The organism is Mesorhizobium sp. M6A.T.Cr.TU.014.01.1.1 (genome assembly GCF_004022765.1).
GTDB classification, from domain to species: domain Bacteria; phylum Pseudomonadota; class Alphaproteobacteria; order Rhizobiales; family Rhizobiaceae; genus Mesorhizobium; species Mesorhizobium mediterraneum.
Window position 1 is genome coordinate 163,231 of the sequence record NZ_RZPG01000006.1, and the last position, 19,847, is coordinate 183,077.

Below are 19,847 nucleotides of genomic sequence, written 5' to 3' on the forward strand. Positions count from 1 at the left end.
ATTCAAATTAAACTGGACATCCCGCTCTATCTATTTGTTTTGGCTGCATTTCTGCGACGCCAATTGATTCCACTTGGCTGCAAAATGCTCGCGCCACGTTGCGATTGTCTTCGCCCGCCTGATTGGCGCAGCCGAAGATTACATCGTCCACGGCCTCGCAATCGACGCCGCCGTTGCGCGCTAGCAACGCCTTGAGCGGAATGGCGCCGAGAACGTCGGCCCGTACCGAAGAGAGTGCCCCGCCAAAGCGGCCGATCGGCGTGCGGATATAGTCGCCAATGAAAACGTCCGTCATCCTAGAGTTCCGGGACGATCAGGTCGGCAACAGTGCCGGTCACCAGCAATTCGGCGCCAGTGACGGCCCGCAGGTCATCGAGGGACAATGCGGGCAGCTTCTCGCGCAGGACGAAGCGCCCGCCCTCGATGTCGATCACCGCAAGCGAGGTATAGACGCGCGTCACGCAGCCGACGCCGGTCAGAGGCAGGGTGCAGCGCCTCAGAAGCTTCGGCTTGCCGTCTTTCGTCACGTGATCGGTAATCACCGCAACGCGCCGGGCACCATGGACGAGGTCCATCGCGCCGCCTACCGCCGGCACCCCATTTGGCCCTGTCGACCAGTTGGCGAGGTCGCCACTCTCGGCTACCTCATAGGCGCCGAGGATCGCCACATCCAGATGGCCGCCCCGCACCATGGCGAAGCTGTCCGCGTGGTGGAAGAACGCGGCGCCAGGCTTCAGCGTCACCGCCTTCTTGCCGGCATTGATTAGATCCCAGTCCTCTTCGCCTTTCGGCGGAGGCTCGCCGAAGTTCAGGATGCCGTTTTCGGTGTGAAAGATCGCCTCCCGACCGGGCGGCTGATACTGCGCCACCTTCTCGGGAAAGCCGATGCCGAGATTGACATAGGCGCCGTCCTGAATGTCCTGCGCGGCGCGCCAGGCGATCTGGTTGTTGGTCAGCTTCACAATCATCTCAGGCAATTTCCGGATAGACGGCGTTCGCGCGGTTCAGATCTTCTTCCTGCCGCGGATGGGCGACCGCGACCACCTTCTGGACGAAGATGCCGGGGGTGATGACGATTTCGGGGTCGATCCCTCCCTCCGGCACGATCCGCGTCGCCTGCACGACGGTCTCCGCCGCCGCCATGCACATCAGCGGATTGAAGTTCCTCGCAGCCGCCCGATAGGTGAGATTGCCATGGGCGTCGGCAATCTCCGCCTTCACGAGCGCTACATCGCACTTCAGCCAGCGTTCCTGCACATAGCACCGTCCGTCGAATTCAGCGACCGGCTTGCCCTTCGCGAGATCCGTTCCGTAGGACGTCGGCGTATAGAAGGCCGGGATTCCTGCCCCACCCGCGCGGATGCGCTCGGCAAGCGTGCCCTGCGGCACCAGCTCCAGCTCGATCTTCCCGGACAGATAGAGATCGGTGAACACCACCGGATCAGCAGAGCGCGGGAAGGAGCAGATCAGCTTCTTCACCATCCCGGCCCCGATCAGCGCGGCGAGGCCGACATGGCCGTTGCCCGCATTGTTGTTGATGATCGTCAGGTCCTTCGGGTGCCCCGTGGTGCGGAAACGGTCGATGAGCGCGTGGATCAACTCGATGGGCGAACCCGCCCCCCCAAAGCCTCCGATCATCACGGTCATGCCGTCTCCGATCCCCGCCACCGCCGTGGCGGGGTCGGCGACTGTCTTGTCCATCCGAGTTCCTCTCAGTTCCGTGGCACAAAACGCCTGCGGCAAAGCGAGGGATAGGCCCGGCCCGAGCTTCCGTCCATTCAGCTTGTGCGATATGATGCATTTGTTCGCATATCGCTCAAGATTGAGGTAAGAAGCAGCATGACCGTCACCGAACGCGACCTGATGGGCGGCCTCGCCAAGGGCCTGGCTGTGATCGAGACGTTCAGCCCCAACCACCCGCGCCAGTCGATCTCCAAGGTCGCGGCGGCCACCGGGCTAGATCGGGCGACGACACGGCGGTGCCTGCTGACGCTCGCACATCTCGGCTATGCCGATTATGACGGGAAGTTCTTCACGCTGACCCCGCGCGTGCTGCGGCTGGGCACGGCTTGCCTCGCCACCATGCCGCTGCCGCAACTCGTGCAGCCGCTGCTCGACCAGTTGTCCGACGAGATCGGGGAAAGCTCCTCGGTCTCGATCCTCGATGGCGCCGAGATCGTCTATGTCGCCCGCGCGGCGCAGCGAAAGGTGATGTCGATCACGTTGATGCCCGGCTCGCGCCTGCCGGCCTATTGCACCTCGATGGGCCGTGTGCTGCTCGCCGCCCTGCCCGAGGCCCAGGCGCGGGAGCGGCTCGGTTCCGTCCCCCTGCCCCGCCGCACCCCGCATACGCTTACGGAGCCCGAGGCGGTCATGGCCGAGCTGGCTCGCGTTCGGGCAGAAGGCTATGCCGTCATCGACCAAGAGGTCGAGATCGGCCTCCGCTCCATCGCGGTTCCCCTGGTGACGGCACGCCGTGTCATCGTCGCTGCCGTCAATCTCGGGTTGCCGGCCCGCAGCGAGCCGATCGAAGAGCTCGCAGCGCGCTATCTCCCGGCGCTTCAGACCGTCAGCTCGAGAATGCAGGAAATCCTACGCTGAACATGGTCGCGCAATGGTTCAGCCCGGACGACCGCGCCGGCGGGCGCGGAACCAACTCGCGACGCCTGTAGCGTGGCTCGCCAGTGGGAAGCCGCTCCCAGAAGGACGCGATCGTCGCGGACTATTTCACGACCATCCGCTGTCCAACCAGCGAGCCTGAGGTAGAGCGTCTGTCTGACGGGCCGGCGGTTAGCCGCCGCCGCCCATGGTCACGGACATGAAGGCCCGGAAGGCCGCCGCCGCCGGGTCGATTGGTCTGTCACGCGACCAGGCCAGGCCGACATCCATAGTGGGGATCGGCTCGACAAGCCCGCGCACTTCGATGCGCTGCCCCTCCAAGGACCAGGGGCGGTAAACCATGTCGGACAGGACAGTGACCCCCATGCCGGCAGCCACGAGCGACCGCACGGCCTCGACCGAACTGGTGGTAAGGACGGCGCGGAGCGAAAGGCCCGCGGCATCCCAGTAACGGGCGGCCGTCGTGCGTGCCTCGTCCACCGTCAGCATGACATAATCTTCCGCCGCTACATCGGCGAGGCTGATTTCCTGCCGCGCGAGCAGATGATGATCAGCCGAAAGCCAGAGCCGGCGGTTCGACCGCATCAAGACCTCCTGCGCCAATTCCTCGGTGTGCTCCAGGTTGGATACCAGCATCACGGCCATGTCGATGTCCCCGCACATCAAGCCGCTTTCGAGAGCGTCTCGGGGCAGTTCCAGCACCTCGACCTCGATCTCGGGATAGGTCTTTCGAAACCGCGCGTAGTGGCGCGACATGTAGTAGCCGACGACCGTGTAGGTCATGCCCAGCCGCAGCTTGCCCGCCAGGCCTTTCCTATCGCGCAACGGGCTTCGGACGGCGGCTGCGACCGCCCCGGTGATAACACGCGCATGTTCAAGAAACCGCGCGCCCTCCATCGTCAATCTTACGCCAGCGTGGTTACGCTCCAAAAGCCGTACGCCCAGGTCAGCCTCAAGCGTCTTTATCGCCGCAGTGACCGCCGATTGTGAGATGTTGAGTTCCACCGCGGCATGACTGACCTGTCCGCTCTCGGCGGTCGCGATAAAATAATCAAGCTGTTTCAAGGTGATGGTCATGGTGCGCTCCGGCCCAGAACCATTATCTGTTTTTTTGATATGACAATCAATAAACTACTATTTCACAAATGCCCGCGCATGCGCAAAAAATGCTGCAACGCCGCAAAGACGGCAGCTTCGAGGGGTAACAATGCGATGGCGGTGACGCTAAACTGCGACATGGGCGAAAGCTTTGGCCTCTACAAGGTTGGTGATGATGTGGGCATGATGCCGATCATCGACGTTGCCAATGTCGCCTGTGGTTTTCACGCTTCCGATCCAGATCACATGCACGCCGCCGTCCGCAGCGCCAAGGCGAGTGGCGTAAAGATCGGCGCCCATCCAGGCTTACCGGACATTCAGGGTTTCGGACGGCGCGAGATGCGGATGACCCGCGACGAAGTCAGGAACACCATCGTTTACCAGGTGGGAGCGCTTGCCGGCTTCCTCAAGGCCGAGGGTGTGGAACTCCACCATATAAAGCCGCATGGCAGCCTTTACTTCATGGCCATGCAGCAGGAGGCCGTCGCCCATGGCGTGTGCGACGCGGCAGAGGTTTTCGGCGTACCCCTCTTCGGCATGACGGGCACCCTGCACGAGAAGATCTATCAAGAGCGCGGTATCCCATTCGTCGCCGAGTTCTATGCCGATCTCGACTACGATGCCTCCGGCAAGCTGATTCTGACACGCGTTCATGACGCCAAGGACCCCGCAGAGATGGCCGAGCGTTGCGTGCGCGCCATCAGCGAGGGTGAGGGCACGGCAGAGGACGGCAGTTTCTTCCCTGTGCGCTGCGAAACCATCTGCGTGCATTCCGATACGCCGAACGCCATCGAAATAGCCAGGGCCGTGCGCACTGCAATCGCCCCTTGGCACTGAAGTCGACCGAAACCGCCCGCGCAGGCGGTTACAAATTAGCCTGTCAGCAGTTTTCCGGAGCTTTTTATGGCCCAGATCCTTTCGCCTCTTCCCGGCACTTTTTATCGGAGCGCTTCGCCAGACCAGCCGCCCTACAAGGCGGATGGCGACGCGGTTTCTGCCGGAGACGTAATCGGTCTCATCGAAGTGATGAAGTCGTTCCACGAAGTGAGGGCCGAGACGGCCGGTACGAACATCCGCTTCATTGCCGACAATGAGGACCCCATCATGGCCGGCGCACCTATTGCGGATCTCGACTGATGCTGAAAAAGCTTCTGGTTGCCAACCGGGGCGAGATAGCGGTCAGGATCATCCGGGCCGCACAAGATCTGGGCATCGCCACCGTGGCGGTGTACTCGGCCGCAGACGCGGGATCGCTCCACGTCCAGCTTGCAGACGAAGCGGTCAACATCGGCCCACCGGCAGCAAAGAAGTCCTATCTCAACGTCGAAGCAATTCTGAAGGCTGCCCGCGACACCGGTTGCGACAGCGTTCATCCTGGCTATGGTTTCCTTGCCGAGAATGCCGCGTTTTCCGACGCGGTCACAGGCGCTGGATTGGTCTTCGTCGGCCCGTCGGGAGATGCGATCCGGATGATGGGAGACAAGGTCTCGGCGCGATCGGCCGCTGCCGCTGCAGGTGTCCCTGTGGTGCCTGGCTCGGCTGGCCGGGTCGAGGGCCTCAAGGCTGGCCACGAGGTGCTGACCGAAACCGGTTTTCCGGTGATGATCAAGGCTGCGGCGGGCGGCGGCGGGCGGGGCATCCGCATTGCGAACTCGCTCGCAGAGTTCGAACAAGCCTTTCCTCAGGCCGAAGCAGAAGCTCTCGCCGCCTTTGGCGACGGTGGTCTCTACATGGAAAAGGTGATCGGCAAGGCCCGCCATATCGAAGTGCAGGTACTGGCAGACGGAAGCGATGCCATCCACTGCTACGAGCGGGAGTGCTCGCTGCAGCGGCGACGCCAGAAGGTTTGGGAGGAGGCGCCGTCGCGCGCACTTTCCGACAGGCTGCGCGAGGAGCTCTGCGCTTCGGCGGTCGCTTTGGCCAAGGCGGTCAAATACTCTGGTGCCGGCACGGTGGAGTATCTTTATGACGATGAAGCAGACCGCTTTTACTTCATCGAGATGAACACCCGTATCCAGGTTGAGCACCCGGTCACCGAGGCGATCACCGGCATCGACCTCGTTGCGGAGATGCTTCGCATCGCCGGCGGCGAGAAGCTGCGGATTCGGCAAGGCGATGTCTCCGTCAAGGGGCATGCGATCGAAGTCCGGCTCAATGCCGAAGACCCGGCGAAGGAGTTCGCTCCATTCCCCGGGCAGGTGGTCGAGCTTCGCATTCCCGGCGGTCCGGGCGTACGCTTCGATTCGATGCTCTACCAAGGCTATCAGGTGCCGCCCTTTTATGACTCGCTGCTTGCCAAGCTGATCGTGCATGCAGAGACGCGCGAGGCGGCGATAGTGCGCCTGATCCGCGCGCTCAACGAGTTGAAGATCGGCGGGCTCAATACCACCAAGCCGCTGTTTCTTGCGCTGGCCGCCGATCCGGCGGTGCGGGCGGGAGACGTGCATACCCGCTGGCTGGAAGGCTGGCTCATCGAAAACGCCGCAGCATTGGCGGGTTAAGGAGGATCGATGTCGATACGATTCAACTTCGGCGGTGACGAACATATCTTCGGCGAGGTGTCCGAGGAAATGTCGCTCACCTCCTTCTTTACCGGCCTTTCGATGACCAACGCGGTGCGTACGGCAGGCATCCGAGGTGTCACCGAGATCTGCCCAGCCAACGCCAGCTTCCAGATTCGCTTCAACCCCGACATCGTCAAGCCCCAGGATTTGCTCAGCGAACTGAAGTCGATGGAAGAGGCGGCCTCAAAGGCGGACCCGGTGCTGAAGACCCGGATCATCGAACTGCCGGTTTATTTCCAGGATCCGTGGACGCGTGAAACCTGCTTGCGCTTCCGCGAGCGCCATCAGGACCCGTCCTCCACCGATCTTGAATATTCGGCACGCATCAACGGCTACGCCACGGTGGAAGAGTTTATCGCTGCCTATTCCGGCCAGCCCTGGTTCGTATCCATGGTCGGCTTCGTCGCTGGACTGCCCTTCCTGTACCAGATGGTTGAGCGCAAGAAACAGATTCAGGCGCCGAAATACTTGCGTCCACGCACCGACACTCCCAAGCTCACCATTGGCCATGGCGGCTGCTTTGCAGCGATCTATTCGGTGCGCGGCGCTGGCGGCTACCAGATGTATGGCATAACCCCGGCCCCGATCTACGACCCGACCAGGAAGGTGCGCTACCTCTCCGATGACATGTGCCTGTTCAAGCCAGGCGACATCGTCAAGTTCAAGGCCATTGGCCGCGATGACTACGACGCCACGCTGGAGGAAATCGAAGCCAATCGGTGGCAGCCGACGGTTCGCGATTGCACCTTCAGCCTAAAGGACTTCAACAGCGATATTTACGGCACCAATGCAAAGCTGATGGAGCTTATCAATGGCCGTTAAGGTAATCTCTCCCGGCCTCTCCACTTCCGTGCAGGACCTTGGCCGACCAGGCCACTATCATGTTGGCATTCCCGAAGGCGGCGGCATGGACCGCTTTGCCACACGCATCGCAAACCTGCTTGTCGGCAACGATCCGGATGCTGCGGTGCTCGAAGCCACCTTCATGGGTCCCGAACTCGAATTCACCCAATCCGCAATCATCGCCGTCACGGGAGGAGACCTCCCACCCAAACTTAATGGCGAGGAACGGCCGACCTGGGAAAGTTTTCCGGTGAAGGCGGGTGACCGGCTTTCCTTTGGCTTCCTCAAGGGCGGCGCGCGCGCTTATCTGGCCGTCTCCGGCGGCATCGACGTACCGGTGGTTCTCGGTTCGCGCTCAACTTACATTCTGGGCGCACTCGGCGGCCATCAGGGCCGCACGCTGAAGGCGGGCGATGAGCTTCCCGTCGGCGAAGGTTCCGGCAAAGCCGGTCTTTCGCTGCCTGCAAATCTGCGCCGCGCGCGGAGTAGTTTGGCGGAACTCAGAATGCTGCCCGGCATGTACTGGCATCGGATCACTGAAGCTGCCGGCAACCGGTTCTTTGAGGAAACCTGGAAGGTCGCGCCCGAAGCTGACCGCATCGGCTATCGCTTCCGTGGCGGAACGGCGCTGGAGTTCGTTGAGCGCGAGCAGCCTTTCGGTGCAGGCTCCGACCCCTCGAACATCGTCGATGCCTGCTATCCTTATGGATCCGTCCAGGTGCCGAGTGGCACAGAGCCGATCGTTCTTCACCGGGACGCAGTTTCGGGTGGCGGGTACATGATGCTGGGCGTGGTAATATCGGCCGACATGGACCTGATCGCCCAGCTCCAGCCGCACACCCCGGCGCGCTTCGTTCCGGTGACGCTGGAAGACGCGCTTGCCGCGCGAACCGAACAGCGCGCCGCGCTGGTGCGTGCTGAAGGGCATCTGGCCGGCTGACGTCAGCCGGGAAAATGCCGGCAGAGGAGCCGGAGGCGAGGAGATCGGTCGGCCAAAACCGACCGCGCGTGGCGGAAGACAAAATCCGGTGCGCGAAACGACAAGACGACGCCGGGCAACGGCGTGAATTTGGCATCCGAGCAGTCCGCTAGAGACCGCCGGAACCGACAGGGGAAGACATTTGCAACGTGACTGGCCGCAAGGCTGGATGCTTCGCGCCTTTCCGTCGGTAAAAAGAAGGAAAGGGACATGAGTCATCTGAGCGCGGAGAACGTCTCGGTATCGTTTGCGGGGCTGAAGGCCCTGTCATCGGTAGACCTCCAAATCACGCCCGGCCGCATCAGTGGCCTTATCGGCCCGAATGGCGCCGGCAAGACCACACTCGTCAACGTGCTGACCGGCTTCCAGGCACCAACGGAAGGCACCATCAAGCTCGACGGGGCAGCACTCACGGGTCTCAAGCCGCATCAGGTCCGGCGGCGCGGCATCGCCCGCACCTTCCAGGGTGGGCGGCTCTTCCGCGACCTGCCTGTGCTGGACAACCTGGAGGTAACCGGCGTTGGTCTGGGAATGAGCCGGCGCGCTGCCATCGCCGAAGCGGAAGCGATGCTCGACTGGATAGGCATCGGTGCGCTGGGCACCCGCATCGCCGGGACGTTGCCATATACGGACGAGCGCCGCGTCGCCATTGGCCGCGCCCTGATGGGACGGCCCGCATACATCCTGCTCGACGAACCCGCGGCTGGCATGAGCGCGTTGGAGGCGCGGGAGCTTTCGGCCCTGATAAGACACATCGCCGCCGATCTCGGCTGCGGTGTCCTGCTCATCGAGCACAATGTTGGGCTGGTGCTCGGCCTTTGCGAGCATATCGTCGTGCTCGATTCCGGAGCGATCATCGAGGAAGGCCCGCCTGCCGCGATCCGCGACAGCGAGAAGGTGCGCCACGCCTATATGGGCACGGCCGCGAACACCGACCTGCCTGTGCTGGAGGCGATGGAATGAGCCTGCTCGCCCTTTCCGATATCACCATCCGCTACAGCCGTCTCACGGCGGTCCGCAATGTCTCCTTCTCCATGGACGAGGGAGAAATCCTGTTCATCACCGGCCCGAACGGAGCCGGGAAGTCTTCACTGCTGCGCGCGATCGCCGGTGTTACGCCGGTTGCGGGCGGCCGAATCGATCTTGCAGGTCATGAGATCACCGGCCAGGCGCCGGAGAACATCGCCCGGCTCGGATTCTCCATGGTGCCGGAGGGGCGCGATGTCTTCGGCTCGCTGACGACCGAAGAGAACCTCCTGGTCGGAACTGGCATGCATGCCCGCGAACGCGGCTGGCGCAGCCGAGCTGCCGACGAGCTCGAGGCCGTCTACGCAACCTTCCCGATGCTGAAAGAGAGGCGGCACGGGCAGGCGGGATTGCTGTCCGGCGGGCAGCAGCAAATGCTGGTCATCGGACGCGCGCTGATGACCAATCCGCGGCTTGTAGCCATCGACGAGCCTTCGCTGGGCCTCGCCCCCAACATCAACGACCAGGTCTACGAGCGGCTGATCGCGCTGCGTGCGCAGCGCCAGCTCACGCTCCTGATCGTTGAGCAGAGCTCGGCCCGGGCGATGATGGTGGGCGGGCGGATGATCCTGATGCGTGGCGGACAGATCGTGCTCGATGGCGACGCCCGGACGCTCGGCAACGGCGAGGCGATCCAGGCTGCTTATTTCGGTTACGAGGACAATTGAGATGCTTCAGATCCTGTTCGACGCACTCTCGCTTGGTTCGCTCTACGCGCTCGGGGCGCTCGGCATTGCCCTCATCTTCGGCGTCATGCGGCTCGTGAACTTCGCGCATGGCGACGTCATCGCGTTCTGCGTCTTCGCCCTGTTGTGGCCGTCTACGGACGCAATGGCCATCGTCTTCGCTGGCCAATTGCCGTGGTACCTGCTGGTGCCCTTCGTGCTCCTCTGCGGGGCCGGGCTGTCGGTGCTGTGCGAAATCGTCGTTTTCAGGCGGTTCCGCCAGGCAAATCCGGCAACCATGATGATCGCCTCCTTCGCGCTCGGTTTCGTAATTCGCTACTTCCTGCTCATGCTTTTCTCCAGTCGGCCGAAATCGATCTCGCTGTTGCCCGAACTGTCCCAACCGGTGGAGATCCTTGGTGCCCGGCTTCCCCTCCTCCAGCTCATAACGATCGTCACTACGATGGTCATCCTGATCGGCCTGACACTGTTCCTGCGTCAAACCCGCTTCGGCCTGGAGATGCGGGCGGCGGCCGAGAACTTCTCGATGGCCCGCATGCTGGGTGTGCGTGCGAACCGGGTTATCATGGGAGCGTTCGCCCTCTCCGGCGCGTTGGCCGCAGCCATTGCGCTGATCTTTGGCGCCCAGACAGGCACGCTGGACATCCAGATGGGCGCCTCGATCATGTTGATGGCCTTCATCGCCACCGTCATTGGCGGCCTCGGCAGCCTCGGGGGGGCCGTGCTCGCCGGCTTCCTGCTGGGTGCCGCCTCGGTGATCATGCAGGTCATGCTGCCCATCGACGCCCGGCCATTCCGCGATGCCTTTGTCTATGGAGCGGTCATCCTCGTTCTCCTCTTCCGCCCGCAAGGGCTCATTGCCGCGCGCGGCACCAAGGAAAGGGTCTGATTTCATGGCTGTCGCCGCCTCCCTTGCCAACTCTACCGCTGCCGGTGCCGCGGCTGCCGAGCGAAAGCCCGCCCGCTTCGCGCTTGCCCGCCGCACAATCCTGACGCCGGTCCTGCTTTCTCTGCTGCTGCTGGCCATCGCGCTGATCACGGTGATGACCGGATCGCGGCCCTTCAACCAGACGGTGATCGACGTGTTCGTCCGTGTCATCCTCGTCGTGGGCCTATACATCTTTATCGGAAATTCGGGCGTTCTCAGCTTCGGGCATATCGGCTTCACCTGCCTTGGCGCCTACGCGGCCGCGTGGCTCACCATCAATCCGATGATGAAACGCGGTTCGTTGCCGGGACTGCCCGAATGGCTGCTGGCGACCCGTTTGCCGTACTGGCAATCGGCTGTGCTGGCGGCGTTGTTCGCCGCCCTCGCCGCTCTCATTTTCGGGCGGGTGCTGATGCGGCTATCGGGCATCGCAGCATCGATCGCGACCTTCGCGATGCTCGCCATGATCAACACAATTTATTCCAACTGGGAGAGCGTGACCGGAGCGACCTCATCGGTCGTCGGCATTCCGATCGTGCGCGTGATCTGGCCGTATCTCATCGGCGCCGTGGTCGCAATCTTCATCGCCTGGGCGCACGCGATCTCCCGGTCCGGCCTGGCCCTTCGTGCTGCCCGCGATGAGCCCACCGCCGCCGCGGCTTCCGGAGTCGACATTCCCAGGGAAAGACTGGTGGCGTTCGTCGTATCAGGCGCGGTGATGGGACTGGGCGGTGCGCTCATGGCTCATTCCATCGGCGTGGTCACACCCGATACATTCTATCTCGGTCTCACCTTCATCACCCTTTCCATGCTCGTCGTCGGCGGCATGGGCAGCCTGTCGGGGGGTGTAGTGGGTGTCGTCCTGCTGTCCGCCCTCATCCAGGCGCTGCGCTGGCTGGAGGCAGGCGTATCGCTCGGCGAGTCCACGTTCGCCCTCCCGAAAGGGGTTCAGGAAATAGCCCTCGGCGTCATCATGATCGTGATCCTCGCGCTTCGCCCGTCCGGACTCATGGGCAACCGCGAGCTCACCTTACCCCGCAGCAGTCGCAACAAGTGACCGGCGGCACAAGCCCGACCGGAAAACAAAAAAGGAGACGTGCATGACATACAAAATGAGAATTGTCGCAACCGCTCTGGCCTCGATGTCCATCGCATACCCGGCCCTGGCGGATGACGAGACTATCGTCATCGGCTTCGCCACTGCGGAGTCGGGCTTCATGGAAGCCTATGACAAGCCTGCCCAGGAGGCGGCCTTGATTCGCATCGACGAGATCAATGCGGCTGGCGGTCTGCTTGGAAAGCAGATCAAGGTTGTCAAGGCCGACACCAAGTCCGACCGGGCCGAAGGCGCCAAGGCGGGCCTCTCCGTGCTCGACCAGGACGCCGATCTCGTGGTCGTCTCCTGCGACTACGACTTCGGATCGCCGGCTGCGCTCGCGGCCGAGGACGCCGGCCATATCTCTTTCTTCCTGTGCGCGGAATCGGTCAAGGCCGGTATCCAGGGTGTCGGCCCACACAGCTTCTCTGCGTCGGTGCTGGCGGCCGTGCAGGGAGCGACCATGGCCGAGTGGGCATTCAAGGAAAAGGGCGCAAAGGACTTCTACCGTTTGCTCGATACCTGGACGGCCTACAACAAGGGCATCTGCGACGGCTTCGACTGGATGATGCCGAAGCTCGAAGCCCAGGGCGCCAAGCTTGTCGGTGAAGACACCTTCAAGAACGAGGACGCCTCCATCGCCGCGCAGATCACCCGCATCAAGTCTCTGCCGAAGGAGCCGGATGCGATCATGCTTTGCACGATGATGCCGGGCGCTGTCTCGGCCATCAAGCAGCTTCGCGCCGCGGGTATCAACTCCATGATCCTGAACGGCTCGGGCGTCGACGGTAGCTATTGGCTCTCGGCCGTGTCCGATCTGACGAACTTCTACGTCCCCGTTCAGGGATCGATCTATGGCGACGATCCCAATCCGGCCGTGTTGAAGTTCAATGCCTCATACAAGGAGAAGACAGGCGCCGATCCCTCGAGCCAGTATGTTTTTCCGGGTTACGTCATGGTCGACGTCTGGGCCAAGGCGGTCGAGCGTGCAGGCACGACCGATGCCGACGCGGTCGTCGCGGAACTGGAAAAGATGAAGAATGAGCCGACGCTGTTCGGGCCTCGCACCTTCACGCCCGAACTGCATCACCAGAACCAGACGCGGTACCTGATCGTCGAGACCAAGGCCGGCAAGCCGGGTGTTGTAGGCAACTGGACGATTTCCGAGCCGGTACCGATGGAAGCCTTGCTCAAGTAGGAGAAGATGGGGCGGATAATCCCGCCCTTGATATGCGAAAGGCCCTGTTGCTTTGGGACGACAGGGCCTTTCGTCTTTTGAGTATCTTGCCTTTGAACAAAAAAGGAGGGCGGCCCGCTTGGACCGCCCTCATTGCCGATGAATTCAGATTTTCGCTACCCTCGCGCTTTGCGGTAGGAATCCTTGAGCGCTATGAGCTCCCCCGAAAAAGCGAAGATATCGCAGCCGTCGACTTCGATTTGCTGCCCCGCTGCCGTGGTGCCGACGAAGCGCCATGATGAAAGCCCGGTGTCGCCCGTCACGACGTGTCGTCCCCTGGTCCACACGGCTTTCGGGAAGGCATCGAACAGCGCTGCATAGGCGACGCGCACGGCGTCACGCCCCATATGCTTGCGCCCTTCGGCATCGGGGCCGGCCGAGCCGTGGAAAGCGCAATTCTCAGCCATGCAGTCCATCAGCGCGCCCACGTCGCGGGCGTTCCAGGCCGCGAGGAACCGGTCGAGCACGGCGAGCCGCCTGGCTGTGAGGTCGCCAGCGTCCACGACCTCAACCTCCAAGAATGCGAGCGGCGCATTGCCGGTATTGATGACGTTGTGAGCCACACCTGTCCGCCGCGAATAGGGCACCCCTTGGGTGAGAGCGGCTTGCGATTGCGCGCCGTCCGGGCCTTCGAGACCGAGCTTGCCGTCCGTAAGCGGCACGATGACGTAGTCATAGCCATGGATGTGCCAGCCGGTCTCGGCCCCGGCGGCAAAGCGCCATTCGGTGACCCGGAAGCGTTCGTCGTCGATATGGACGACCGGTTCGGCTTTCATGCGAGTCATTCAAGTCCCTCCTTGGCGACCGCACCGGTCAGACGCTCAAGCGTCCGGCCCATGCGCGTCATGATTTCCTTCACATCGTCTTCTGTCGAGATCATCGGCGGACAGAGCGCGAGCTGGTCGCCGATGGCGCGGAAGATGAGGCCTTCCTCGTGGCCGATCCCTCCTGCGATAGTCCCTGCGCACCCAACCTTGGCGAAGGGGCGTTTCGTCGCCTTGTCTGCCACCAACTCAACGGCGCCGATAAGACCGGTGCCCCGCGCTTCGCCGACAAGTGGGTGATCGGCGAATGAGCGGATGCCGAGCTGGAACGACGTCTCAAGGCGGGCCGCGTTTCCGATCAAGTCCCGCTCCTCGAAGATGGCGAGGTTTTCGAGACCCACTGCCGTGGCGACCGGATGACCCGACGCCGTGAAGCCGTGGCCGAAATTGCCGATCGTTGCGGTGTTGTCGGCGATCGCCTGATAGATCGCCTCCGAGAACATCACCGCGGCCAGCGGCATGTAGGAGGAGGTAATTTGCTTGGAAAGCGTCATGATATCGGGCGTGAAGCTGAATTTCTGGCAGCCAAAGGGCGTGCCGAGCCGCCCGAAACCACAGATCACCTCGTCTGCTATCAGAATGATATCATTTGCCCGGCAGATTTTCTCCACGCCTTCCCAGTACCCGACCGGCGGTGGCAGAACGCCGCCGGCTGCCATAAGCGGCTCTCCTATGAAGGCTGCGATAGTGTCAGCCCCTTCTTCCGCGATCACAGCTTCCAGCTCGGCGAGCAGACGCGCCGTGAAGGCGGCTTCGTCTTCGCCTTCCAAGCCGAAACGATAGAAGTGCGGGCAGGTCAGGTGGCGAACGGGAATCGCCGGCAGATCGAAGTCGCGATGATTGATCGGCAGGCCCGTTAGGCTGCCGGAGGCGACGGTGATGCCGTGATAGCCCTTGGTCCGTGCCAGGAATTTCTTCTTTTTGGGCCGGCCCAGCGCGTTGTTCATGAACCACACCATCTTGACGATGGTGTCGTTGGCTTCCGAGCCCGACGACGTGAAGAAAACACGCGTCAGGTTTTCCGGCGTCATCTCCACGAGTTTCTCCGCGAGCCGGATGGACGGCTCATGCGCCTTGGAGGAGAAGATGTGGTAGTAAGGCAGCTTCAGCATTTGCTGATAGGCAGCGTCGGCCAACCGCTTTTCCGAAAAGCCGACGGCCACCGACCAGAGCCCGGCGAGCCCTTCGATATATTCCTTGCCGCGTTCGTCATACACACGGATGCCGTCGCCGCGGCTGATGATCAGCGGCCCGGCTTTTTCGTGCTGACGCAGGTTGGTGTAAGGATGCATGGTGGTAGCGATGTCGGCGGCGGCGAGAGAGTTGGAAAGCGCTTCCATGGAAGTCCTCAGCGGCTTGTGGAAATGGTTTGGGCTGTGAGTTCGAGATAGTCCTCGATCCCATGCGTGGAGCTTTCACGATTCGGAAAAATGAATCATGGGAGGCTTTTGGAATGGGTGTCGATGATCCGCCGCATCAGCGCGGCGACGTCGCGCGCATTCGGCGGATCGGAGTGGATGCAGACGGTGTCGAAGTCGACCGGGCGGACCGTGCCGTCTGTGGTGACGAGTTCGCGTCGGGTAAGCGCCCCCACCATGCGGTGCTCGGCAAGCGTCAGGTCGATGGCCGACTGTACGCGCGGGATGATCAGGCTGCCGCCGGGAGCGTAGGCAAGATCGGGAAAGAACTCGCCCACGAAGGCAACGCCGAGTTCAACTGCTGCCGTCTCGTGACAGGTTCCTGCCATGCCGAAGAGCGGGATGCCGAACGGCTTGACCGCCGCGGCAATCGCCCGGGCAGTGTCCATGTCGTGCGCGGCCATGCCGTAGATGATGCCATGCGGTTTGACATGGCTGAGTTGCCCGCCCTCGGCGGCCAGCATTCCTGTCAGCGCACCGATTTGGTAGAGGAAGGCGGCTGTCAGTTCCTCCGGCTGAAGTTTCATTTCGCGCCGACCGAACCCCTCGCGATCGGGAAGGGAAGGATGCGCGCCAACCTGCTTTCCATGAGAAAGCGCGAGCCGCACGGTCTTCAGCATCGTCCATGGATCGGAGGCGTGGAAGCCGCAGGCGATGTTGGCGCAATCGATATGAGGCATGATGCCGGCATCGTCGCCGAAGCGCCAGTTGCCGTAACTTTCCCCCATGTCGCAGTTCAGGGTGACCATGGTTTGCTTGCCTCAGCCCAGAGTGTTTGCTGCCCAGCCGGGGGCGATGTGCGGGAATTCCGGCGGTGGTTCGCGCTCGTGCAGCAGTCGAAGCACGCGCGGCGGCGTCAGTGGCAGTTGCTGCACCGGCTTGCCGATGGCGCGCGCCACCGCACAGCCGATCGCCGCGCCCACGGCCAGGATTGGGACCTCGCCCGCGCCCTTGGTGCCTAGAGGCCCCATCGACGGCGCGCCCTCGTAGAGGTCGGCGGCGACCGGAACCACGTCCTGCACCAGCGGCAGGCGATAGGTCTCGAAATCGTCCTGTGCGATGCGTCCGTCGGCGGTGAGCGTCACCTCCTCATGCAACGCATAGCCCAGCCCCTGCACCACGCCGCCCTGTATCTGGCCCAGGATGGCGCGTGGGTTGAGCGCGCGGCCGACATCTTGAACCACGCGATAGGCCAGCACCTCGACATGACCGGTGTCCGGATCAACCGCCACCTCGGCCTCGTGAACGACGAAGACGGGGATGTCGAGCGCATCGATGAAATGCCCCATGGCGCAGCCGGACATTGCCGGAGTGTTCCTGGCGGTAAAGGCTCCACTTCCTGTGATCGGGCCGATGGTGGCCTGCGCATGGGCGACGACGGCGGGGATCGACATGCCGGAACCGGGACGTCCGGTGATCTCGACACGACCGTCCCGCAGCACCAGGTCTTCCGGTCGGGTCTGGAGCATCTCGCCGGCGGTCCGCAGCAGCTTCTCCCGCACCTCTGCACAGGCGGCGATGCTCGCAGCACCAATGGACACGGTGGTGCGCCCACCGCCAACGCCGACATCGAGGCCGGCGGCATCTGTATCGGCTTCGCGCACGATCACCTGGTCGGGAGCGAGGCCAAGCTGCCCAGCCACCATCTGCGGCAGGGATTGCACCATCGTGCCCGATCCGATCTCCACACCCGACGTGACCAGCGTTGCGCTGCCGTCGGCGTTCAAGTTCACCGTTGCCGCCGAGGGTCCGACAAACACGAACCATGTGCCGACCGTGGTCGCAATTCCATAGAGCCTGCCGTCGGCCTTCGCTTCGGATGTGCCGGTACTGGCACGCAACGCCTCCATACGATCGAGCATCGGACCCAGCACGTCGGCCTCGAAAACCTGGCCCGTGGCACCGAGATCACCATCTCCCAGGATATTTTTCTTCCGGAACTCCATTGGGTCGAAGCCTAGCGCACCGCAGATTTCGTCGGTGTGTCGCTCCAACGCGAATGTGTTGTAGACGCCGTTGCAAGCTCGGAAAGCACCGTTGGGTGGTGTGTTGGTGTATACGGCGCGGCTGACGAGCCGCGTTGCGCCAACCCTGTAATTGCCGCCCAGCGTGTGCGCCGTCATCGTCGTCAGGAAGACCTGCTCACCGCCATACGCGCCGCAATCCATCAGCACGACCGCTTCGCGCCCGGCGATGTATCCTTCGGCGGTGACAGCGGACCGAATGCGGATTTCCGCATTCTCGCGGCAGAGGCAGGTTGCCATCTCTTCCTGCCGGGTGTTTTCCAGGACCACCGTGCGCCCGGTCATCCGCGCCAGAAGTGCCGTGATAGGCTCGATGGACGCATCGAACTTCAGGCCGAACCCGCCACCGACAGGGGGTACAGTGACCCGCACACGCCCGGGTGAAAGCTGCATGACCCTTCCGGTGACGTTGCGCACGGTCCAAGGCACCTGCGTCGAGGTCTGGATGTGAGCACGGCCGTCCTCCCAGGAGCCGATGGCAACGCGCGGTTCGAAGGGCACATGGCTCTGCCGACCGACGGTGAAGCTGCTCTCGACAATGCGTATATCGGGACGGGCGAAGGCCGCATCGACGTCACCGCGGCTGGATTTTGCCTCCCATGCGATGTTGCCGGCACGTGCACCGCCCTCCGTGATCACCTCATAGCCGCGCCAGCCCTCGTGGACGAGGCGGGCGGCGGGCTGGAGCGCTTCGGCCATGGTGAACACCGGTGCCAGCGGCTCGACCTCGAGCATGATGGCGGCAAGTGCCGCCCGCGCCTGCTCCTCCGTCTCGGCGGCGATGACGGCGATTGGCTCGCCGTGATAGCGGATCGTGTCGATCGCCAAGAGCGGATGATCGGCAATGCCGATGCCGTAGAGTCCCGGCGCATCGGCGCCGGTCGCCACCGCGCGCACGCCAGGACAGCGCAGTGCCGCCGAAACGTCGAGCTTGCGGATACGCCCCGCGGGAACGGTCGACCGCAGCAGCACGGCATGCAACATGTCGGGGCGAATCCGGTCGTTGGTGTATTTCGTCCGCCCGCGCAGCTTGTCCTGCGCATCGCGGCGGGGAAGATTCATCACCGTGGCGGACAGCTCAGACATGGGTGCCTCCCACCAACTGGCCAGCCTTCCGCGCTTGGTCGAGGCATTCGGCCACGGCGTCGACGATCCGCTCATATCCTGTGCAGCGGCAGATGTTGCCGACCATCGCCGCCTTGATTTCGGGACGGCTCGCATGCGGATTGTCACGCACGAACGCCGAAAGGCTCATGACCATTCCCGGAAAACACATGCCGCATTGCACGGCATCGGCCGCCTCGAAATTGACCTGGAGCGGGTGCAGCGCCTGGTTTCCAGAACTCATTCCCTCGATGGTCGTCACCGCGCATCCATGGACGAGTCCAACCGGCTTCAGGCAGGACGGCACCGCTTCGTCGTCGACATGCACCGTGCACGCGCCGCAAAAGCCTTCGCGGCACACGGCCTTGGTCCCCGTCAGGAATCGTTCCTGCCGCAAGATGTCGACGAGCGGCGTCATCGGATCGCCATCAAAGCGGCAGTCCTCGCCATTCAGCTGGAATCTCACGGTCATGCCACGCCCCCGGTCTTGAGAAGTGCGGCAACACCGCGCTTGACCAGCGACGGAAGAACCTGGCGCCGGTACCAACCCTCCGCTTCCTTGCCGTCGCGGCCCTGAAAATCATTGTGCTCCAGTGCAAGCTCGGCGGCGCGTTCCGGATCGAGCGCGGAGGCCGGGCCTGCCCTCATGGCCTGTTCGAGCGCCGTCCAGCGCCGCGCTACCGGCTCCACCGAGCCGACGGCGATGCGACATCGTTTGTCCTTGTCCACCCCGAGGGAGACGATGGCGACCGGATAGTCGCCAGCTTTCCGAAGCGGCAGGCGGATATGAGCACTTGCGACCAGGTCGCGGCGCAGATGAATTTTCGTCACAATCGCTTCGGCCAGCAACGTATGCCTGTCTTTGAGGAAATCCGAAATACCGAGGAGTTTTGGGCCTTCGAACGTCTCCAGTTCCACCGTCGCCTCACAGACGAGAAGCGCAGGGGCGAGATCGGCGGCGGCAAAGTCGAGGGCACAAAGGTTGCCGCCCACGGTGGCGACCCTTCGGATGCCGGGATTGGCCGCACCCTCCGCCGCGGCAACCAAACCTTCGAAACCCGCTGCCCCGTGCAACTCGCGACCAAGGACTGCGTGGGTAACAGCCGCACCGATCACGACATGGTCCGAGCCGATTTCGACCTTGGACAAGGCCGGTATTCGGTGGAGTGCGACCACCGCCTCGGGAAGGTCGACCCCACGCCGTGGATCACGCATCATCCAGGTGCCGCCGGCAAGCACCGCCGCACCTTGCCGGCGTGCGGCCATTGCCTCTTCAATAGTGCTGGCTGCGGTGAACAATCGTCCCACGCTTGTTGCCATCTGTCATACCCCTCGGAAGCAGCCGACTTTCGCAGCGTTGCAACATTGTTGCTCCAGCTTTAGGCTCCTGTGAAATAGTAA

Annotated in this window: 21 protein-coding genes; 11 read left to right on the forward strand and 10 right to left on the reverse strand. The window is 63.0% G+C overall.

The window, feature by feature from the left end:
- Positions 1-7: 7 nt before the first annotated feature.
- Genes EN885_RS09100 through EN885_RS09110 form a run of 3 tightly spaced genes read right to left on the reverse strand, consistent with a single transcriptional unit; the run spans position 8 to position 1,701 of the window.
- Positions 8-295, reverse strand: a complete 288-nt coding sequence (locus tag EN885_RS09100) for a hypothetical protein (RefSeq protein WP_206616815.1) — start codon at positions 293-295, stop codon at positions 8-10.
- A 1-nt stretch (position 296) separates the two neighbouring features.
- Entirely contained in the window at positions 297-968 is a 672-nt protein-coding gene (locus EN885_RS09105; RefSeq protein WP_128241273.1) for a 3-oxoacid CoA-transferase subunit B, read from the reverse strand.
- Position 969: 1 nt separating this feature from the next.
- Positions 970-1,701: a 3-oxoacid CoA-transferase subunit A gene (locus EN885_RS09110; protein WP_128241274.1), complete on the reverse strand. Its 732-nt coding sequence runs from the start codon at positions 1,699-1,701 to the stop codon at positions 970-972.
- A 138-nt stretch (positions 1,702-1,839) separates the two neighbouring features.
- Here EN885_RS09110 and EN885_RS09115 point away from each other — a divergent pair, with 138 nt between their 5' ends.
- Positions 1,840-2,601, forward strand: a complete 762-nt coding sequence (locus EN885_RS09115) for an IclR family transcriptional regulator C-terminal domain-containing protein (RefSeq protein ID WP_127203908.1) — start codon at positions 1,840-1,842, stop codon at positions 2,599-2,601.
- Between the two features lie 189 nt (positions 2,602-2,790).
- On the opposite strand, the gene EN885_RS09120 is transcribed toward EN885_RS09115, so the two are convergent.
- Positions 2,791-3,696, reverse strand: coding sequence for a LysR family transcriptional regulator (locus EN885_RS09120; RefSeq protein ID WP_095483669.1), 906 nt, complete (start codon positions 3,694-3,696; stop codon positions 2,791-2,793).
- A gap of 135 nt (positions 3,697-3,831) precedes the next feature.
- Between EN885_RS09120 and pxpA the strand changes: the two genes are divergently transcribed.
- The 10 genes from pxpA to EN885_RS09170 all read left to right on the forward strand — a co-directional run bounded on the left by pxpA (position 3,832) and on the right by EN885_RS09170 (position 13,037).
- Positions 3,832-4,554 (forward strand): 5-oxoprolinase subunit PxpA, encoded by a 723-nt coding sequence (gene pxpA, locus EN885_RS09125; protein ID WP_127203926.1) that lies wholly within the window; start codon positions 3,832-3,834, stop codon positions 4,552-4,554.
- A gap of 66 nt (positions 4,555-4,620) precedes the next feature.
- On the forward strand, positions 4,621-4,854 hold the full coding sequence (locus tag EN885_RS09130) for an acetyl-CoA carboxylase (protein ID WP_013533152.1): 234 nt from the start codon (positions 4,621-4,623) through the stop codon (positions 4,852-4,854).
- Positions 4,854-6,218: an acetyl-CoA carboxylase biotin carboxylase subunit gene (locus EN885_RS09135; RefSeq protein ID WP_128241275.1), complete on the forward strand. Its 1,365-nt coding sequence runs from the start codon at positions 4,854-4,856 to the stop codon at positions 6,216-6,218. Before EN885_RS09130 ends, EN885_RS09135 begins: the two co-directional genes overlap by 1 nt.
- A gap of 9 nt (positions 6,219-6,227) precedes the next feature.
- Positions 6,228-7,103: a carboxyltransferase domain-containing protein gene (locus EN885_RS09140; RefSeq protein ID WP_095483667.1), complete on the forward strand. Its 876-nt coding sequence runs from the start codon at positions 6,228-6,230 to the stop codon at positions 7,101-7,103.
- Entirely contained in the window at positions 7,093-8,064 is a 972-nt protein-coding gene (locus EN885_RS09145; RefSeq protein ID WP_128241276.1) for a biotin-dependent carboxyltransferase family protein, read from the forward strand. Before EN885_RS09140 ends, EN885_RS09145 begins: the two co-directional genes overlap by 11 nt.
- Positions 8,065-8,313: 249 nt before the next feature.
- Complete coding sequence (locus tag EN885_RS09150; protein WP_095483665.1) at positions 8,314-9,066, forward strand: ABC transporter ATP-binding protein; 753 nt, start codon at positions 8,314-8,316, stop codon at positions 9,064-9,066.
- Positions 9,063-9,797: an ABC transporter ATP-binding protein gene (locus EN885_RS09155; RefSeq protein WP_013533157.1), complete on the forward strand. Its 735-nt coding sequence runs from the start codon at positions 9,063-9,065 to the stop codon at positions 9,795-9,797. The genes EN885_RS09150 and EN885_RS09155 overlap by 4 nt, the downstream gene beginning before the upstream one ends.
- Before the next feature lies 1 nt (position 9,798).
- Positions 9,799-10,704, forward strand: a complete 906-nt coding sequence (locus EN885_RS09160) for a branched-chain amino acid ABC transporter permease (protein WP_095483664.1) — start codon at positions 9,799-9,801, stop codon at positions 10,702-10,704.
- A gap of 4 nt (positions 10,705-10,708) precedes the next feature.
- Complete coding sequence (locus EN885_RS09165) at positions 10,709-11,800, forward strand: branched-chain amino acid ABC transporter permease (protein WP_127203905.1); 1,092 nt, start codon at positions 10,709-10,711, stop codon at positions 11,798-11,800.
- A gap of 43 nt (positions 11,801-11,843) precedes the next feature.
- A complete protein-coding gene (locus tag EN885_RS09170) occupies positions 11,844-13,037 on the forward strand; it encodes an ABC transporter substrate-binding protein (protein WP_126103561.1) in 1,194 nt (397 codons plus the stop codon).
- 155 nt (positions 13,038-13,192) lie between these two features.
- Here the strand turns inward: EN885_RS09170 and EN885_RS09175 are convergent, their stop codons facing one another.
- The 6 genes from EN885_RS09175 to EN885_RS09200 form a co-directional block, all read right to left on the reverse strand.
- The gene (locus tag EN885_RS09175) at positions 13,193-13,861 is read right to left on the reverse strand and encodes a nuclear transport factor 2 family protein (protein WP_128241277.1); all 669 of its coding nucleotides are present in this window, start codon (positions 13,859-13,861) and stop codon (positions 13,193-13,195) included.
- Positions 13,858-15,240 carry an aspartate aminotransferase family protein gene (locus tag EN885_RS09180; protein ID WP_128241278.1) on the reverse strand — a complete coding sequence of 461 codons (1,383 nt, stop codon included), beginning with the start codon at positions 15,238-15,240 and terminating at the stop codon, positions 13,858-13,860. Before EN885_RS09180 ends, EN885_RS09175 begins: the two co-directional genes overlap by 4 nt.
- Before the next feature lie 95 nt (positions 15,241-15,335).
- A complete protein-coding gene (locus tag EN885_RS09185; RefSeq protein WP_128241279.1) occupies positions 15,336-16,067 on the reverse strand; it encodes a LamB/YcsF family protein in 732 nt (243 codons plus the stop codon).
- A 12-nt stretch (positions 16,068-16,079) separates the two neighbouring features.
- Positions 16,080-18,428: a xanthine dehydrogenase family protein molybdopterin-binding subunit gene (locus tag EN885_RS09190; protein ID WP_128241280.1), complete on the reverse strand. Its 2,349-nt coding sequence runs from the start codon at positions 18,426-18,428 to the stop codon at positions 16,080-16,082.
- Entirely contained in the window at positions 18,421-18,918 is a 498-nt protein-coding gene (locus EN885_RS09195; RefSeq protein WP_126103566.1) for a (2Fe-2S)-binding protein, read from the reverse strand. Before EN885_RS09195 ends, EN885_RS09190 begins: the two co-directional genes overlap by 8 nt.
- A complete protein-coding gene (locus EN885_RS09200) occupies positions 18,915-19,766 on the reverse strand; it encodes an FAD binding domain-containing protein (protein ID WP_126103567.1) in 852 nt (283 codons plus the stop codon). Before EN885_RS09200 ends, EN885_RS09195 begins: the two co-directional genes overlap by 4 nt.
- Between the last annotated feature and the right edge of the window lie 81 nt (positions 19,767-19,847).

What these genes read in the sequence shown, in the direction of transcription:
- EN885_RS09185 (WP_128241279.1), bottom strand. Translation starts at nt 16,067, where the DNA reads ATGGTCACCCTGAACTGCGACATGGGGGAAAGTTACGGCAACTGGCGC.
- EN885_RS09165 (WP_127203905.1), top strand. Translation starts at nt 10,709, where the DNA reads ATGGCTGTCGCCGCCTCCCTTGCCAACTCTACCGCTGCCGGTGCCGCG.
- EN885_RS09180 (WP_128241278.1), bottom strand. Translation starts at nt 15,240, where the DNA reads ATGGAAGCGCTTTCCAACTCTCTCGCCGCCGCCGACATCGCTACCACC.
- pxpA (WP_127203926.1), top strand. Translation starts at nt 3,832, where the DNA reads ATGGCGGTGACGCTAAACTGCGACATGGGCGAAAGCTTTGGCCTCTAC.
- EN885_RS09120 (WP_095483669.1), bottom strand. Translation starts at nt 3,696, where the DNA reads ATGACCATCACCTTGAAACAGCTTGATTATTTTATCGCGACCGCCGAG.
- EN885_RS09140 (WP_095483667.1), top strand. Translation starts at nt 6,228, where the DNA reads ATGTCGATACGATTCAACTTCGGCGGTGACGAACATATCTTCGGCGAG.
- EN885_RS09135 (WP_128241275.1), top strand. Translation starts at nt 4,854, where the DNA reads ATGCTGAAAAAGCTTCTGGTTGCCAACCGGGGCGAGATAGCGGTCAGG.
- EN885_RS09175 (WP_128241277.1), bottom strand. Translation starts at nt 13,861, where the DNA reads ATGACTCGCATGAAAGCCGAACCGGTCGTCCATATCGACGACGAACGC.
- EN885_RS09110 (WP_128241274.1), bottom strand. Translation starts at nt 1,701, where the DNA reads ATGGACAAGACAGTCGCCGACCCCGCCACGGCGGTGGCGGGGATCGGA.
- EN885_RS09100 (WP_206616815.1), bottom strand. Translation starts at nt 295, where the DNA reads ATGACGGACGTTTTCATTGGCGACTATATCCGCACGCCGATCGGCCGC.
- EN885_RS09105 (WP_128241273.1), bottom strand. Translation starts at nt 968, where the DNA reads ATGATTGTGAAGCTGACCAACAACCAGATCGCCTGGCGCGCCGCGCAG.
- EN885_RS09155 (WP_013533157.1), top strand. Translation starts at nt 9,063, where the DNA reads ATGAGCCTGCTCGCCCTTTCCGATATCACCATCCGCTACAGCCGTCTC.
- EN885_RS09200 (WP_126103567.1), bottom strand. Translation starts at nt 19,766, where the DNA reads ATGGCAACAAGCGTGGGACGATTGTTCACCGCAGCCAGCACTATTGAA.
- EN885_RS09190 (WP_128241280.1), bottom strand. Translation starts at nt 18,428, where the DNA reads ATGTCTGAGCTGTCCGCCACGGTGATGAATCTTCCCCGCCGCGATGCG.
- EN885_RS09160 (WP_095483664.1), top strand. Translation starts at nt 9,799, where the DNA reads ATGCTTCAGATCCTGTTCGACGCACTCTCGCTTGGTTCGCTCTACGCG.
- EN885_RS09130 (WP_013533152.1), top strand. Translation starts at nt 4,621, where the DNA reads ATGGCCCAGATCCTTTCGCCTCTTCCCGGCACTTTTTATCGGAGCGCT.
- EN885_RS09115 (WP_127203908.1), top strand. Translation starts at nt 1,840, where the DNA reads ATGACCGTCACCGAACGCGACCTGATGGGCGGCCTCGCCAAGGGCCTG.
- EN885_RS09170 (WP_126103561.1), top strand. Translation starts at nt 11,844, where the DNA reads ATGACATACAAAATGAGAATTGTCGCAACCGCTCTGGCCTCGATGTCC.
- EN885_RS09150 (WP_095483665.1), top strand. Translation starts at nt 8,314, where the DNA reads ATGAGTCATCTGAGCGCGGAGAACGTCTCGGTATCGTTTGCGGGGCTG.
- EN885_RS09195 (WP_126103566.1), bottom strand. Translation starts at nt 18,918, where the DNA reads ATGACCGTGAGATTCCAGCTGAATGGCGAGGACTGCCGCTTTGATGGC.
- EN885_RS09145 (WP_128241276.1), top strand. Translation starts at nt 7,093, where the DNA reads ATGGCCGTTAAGGTAATCTCTCCCGGCCTCTCCACTTCCGTGCAGGAC.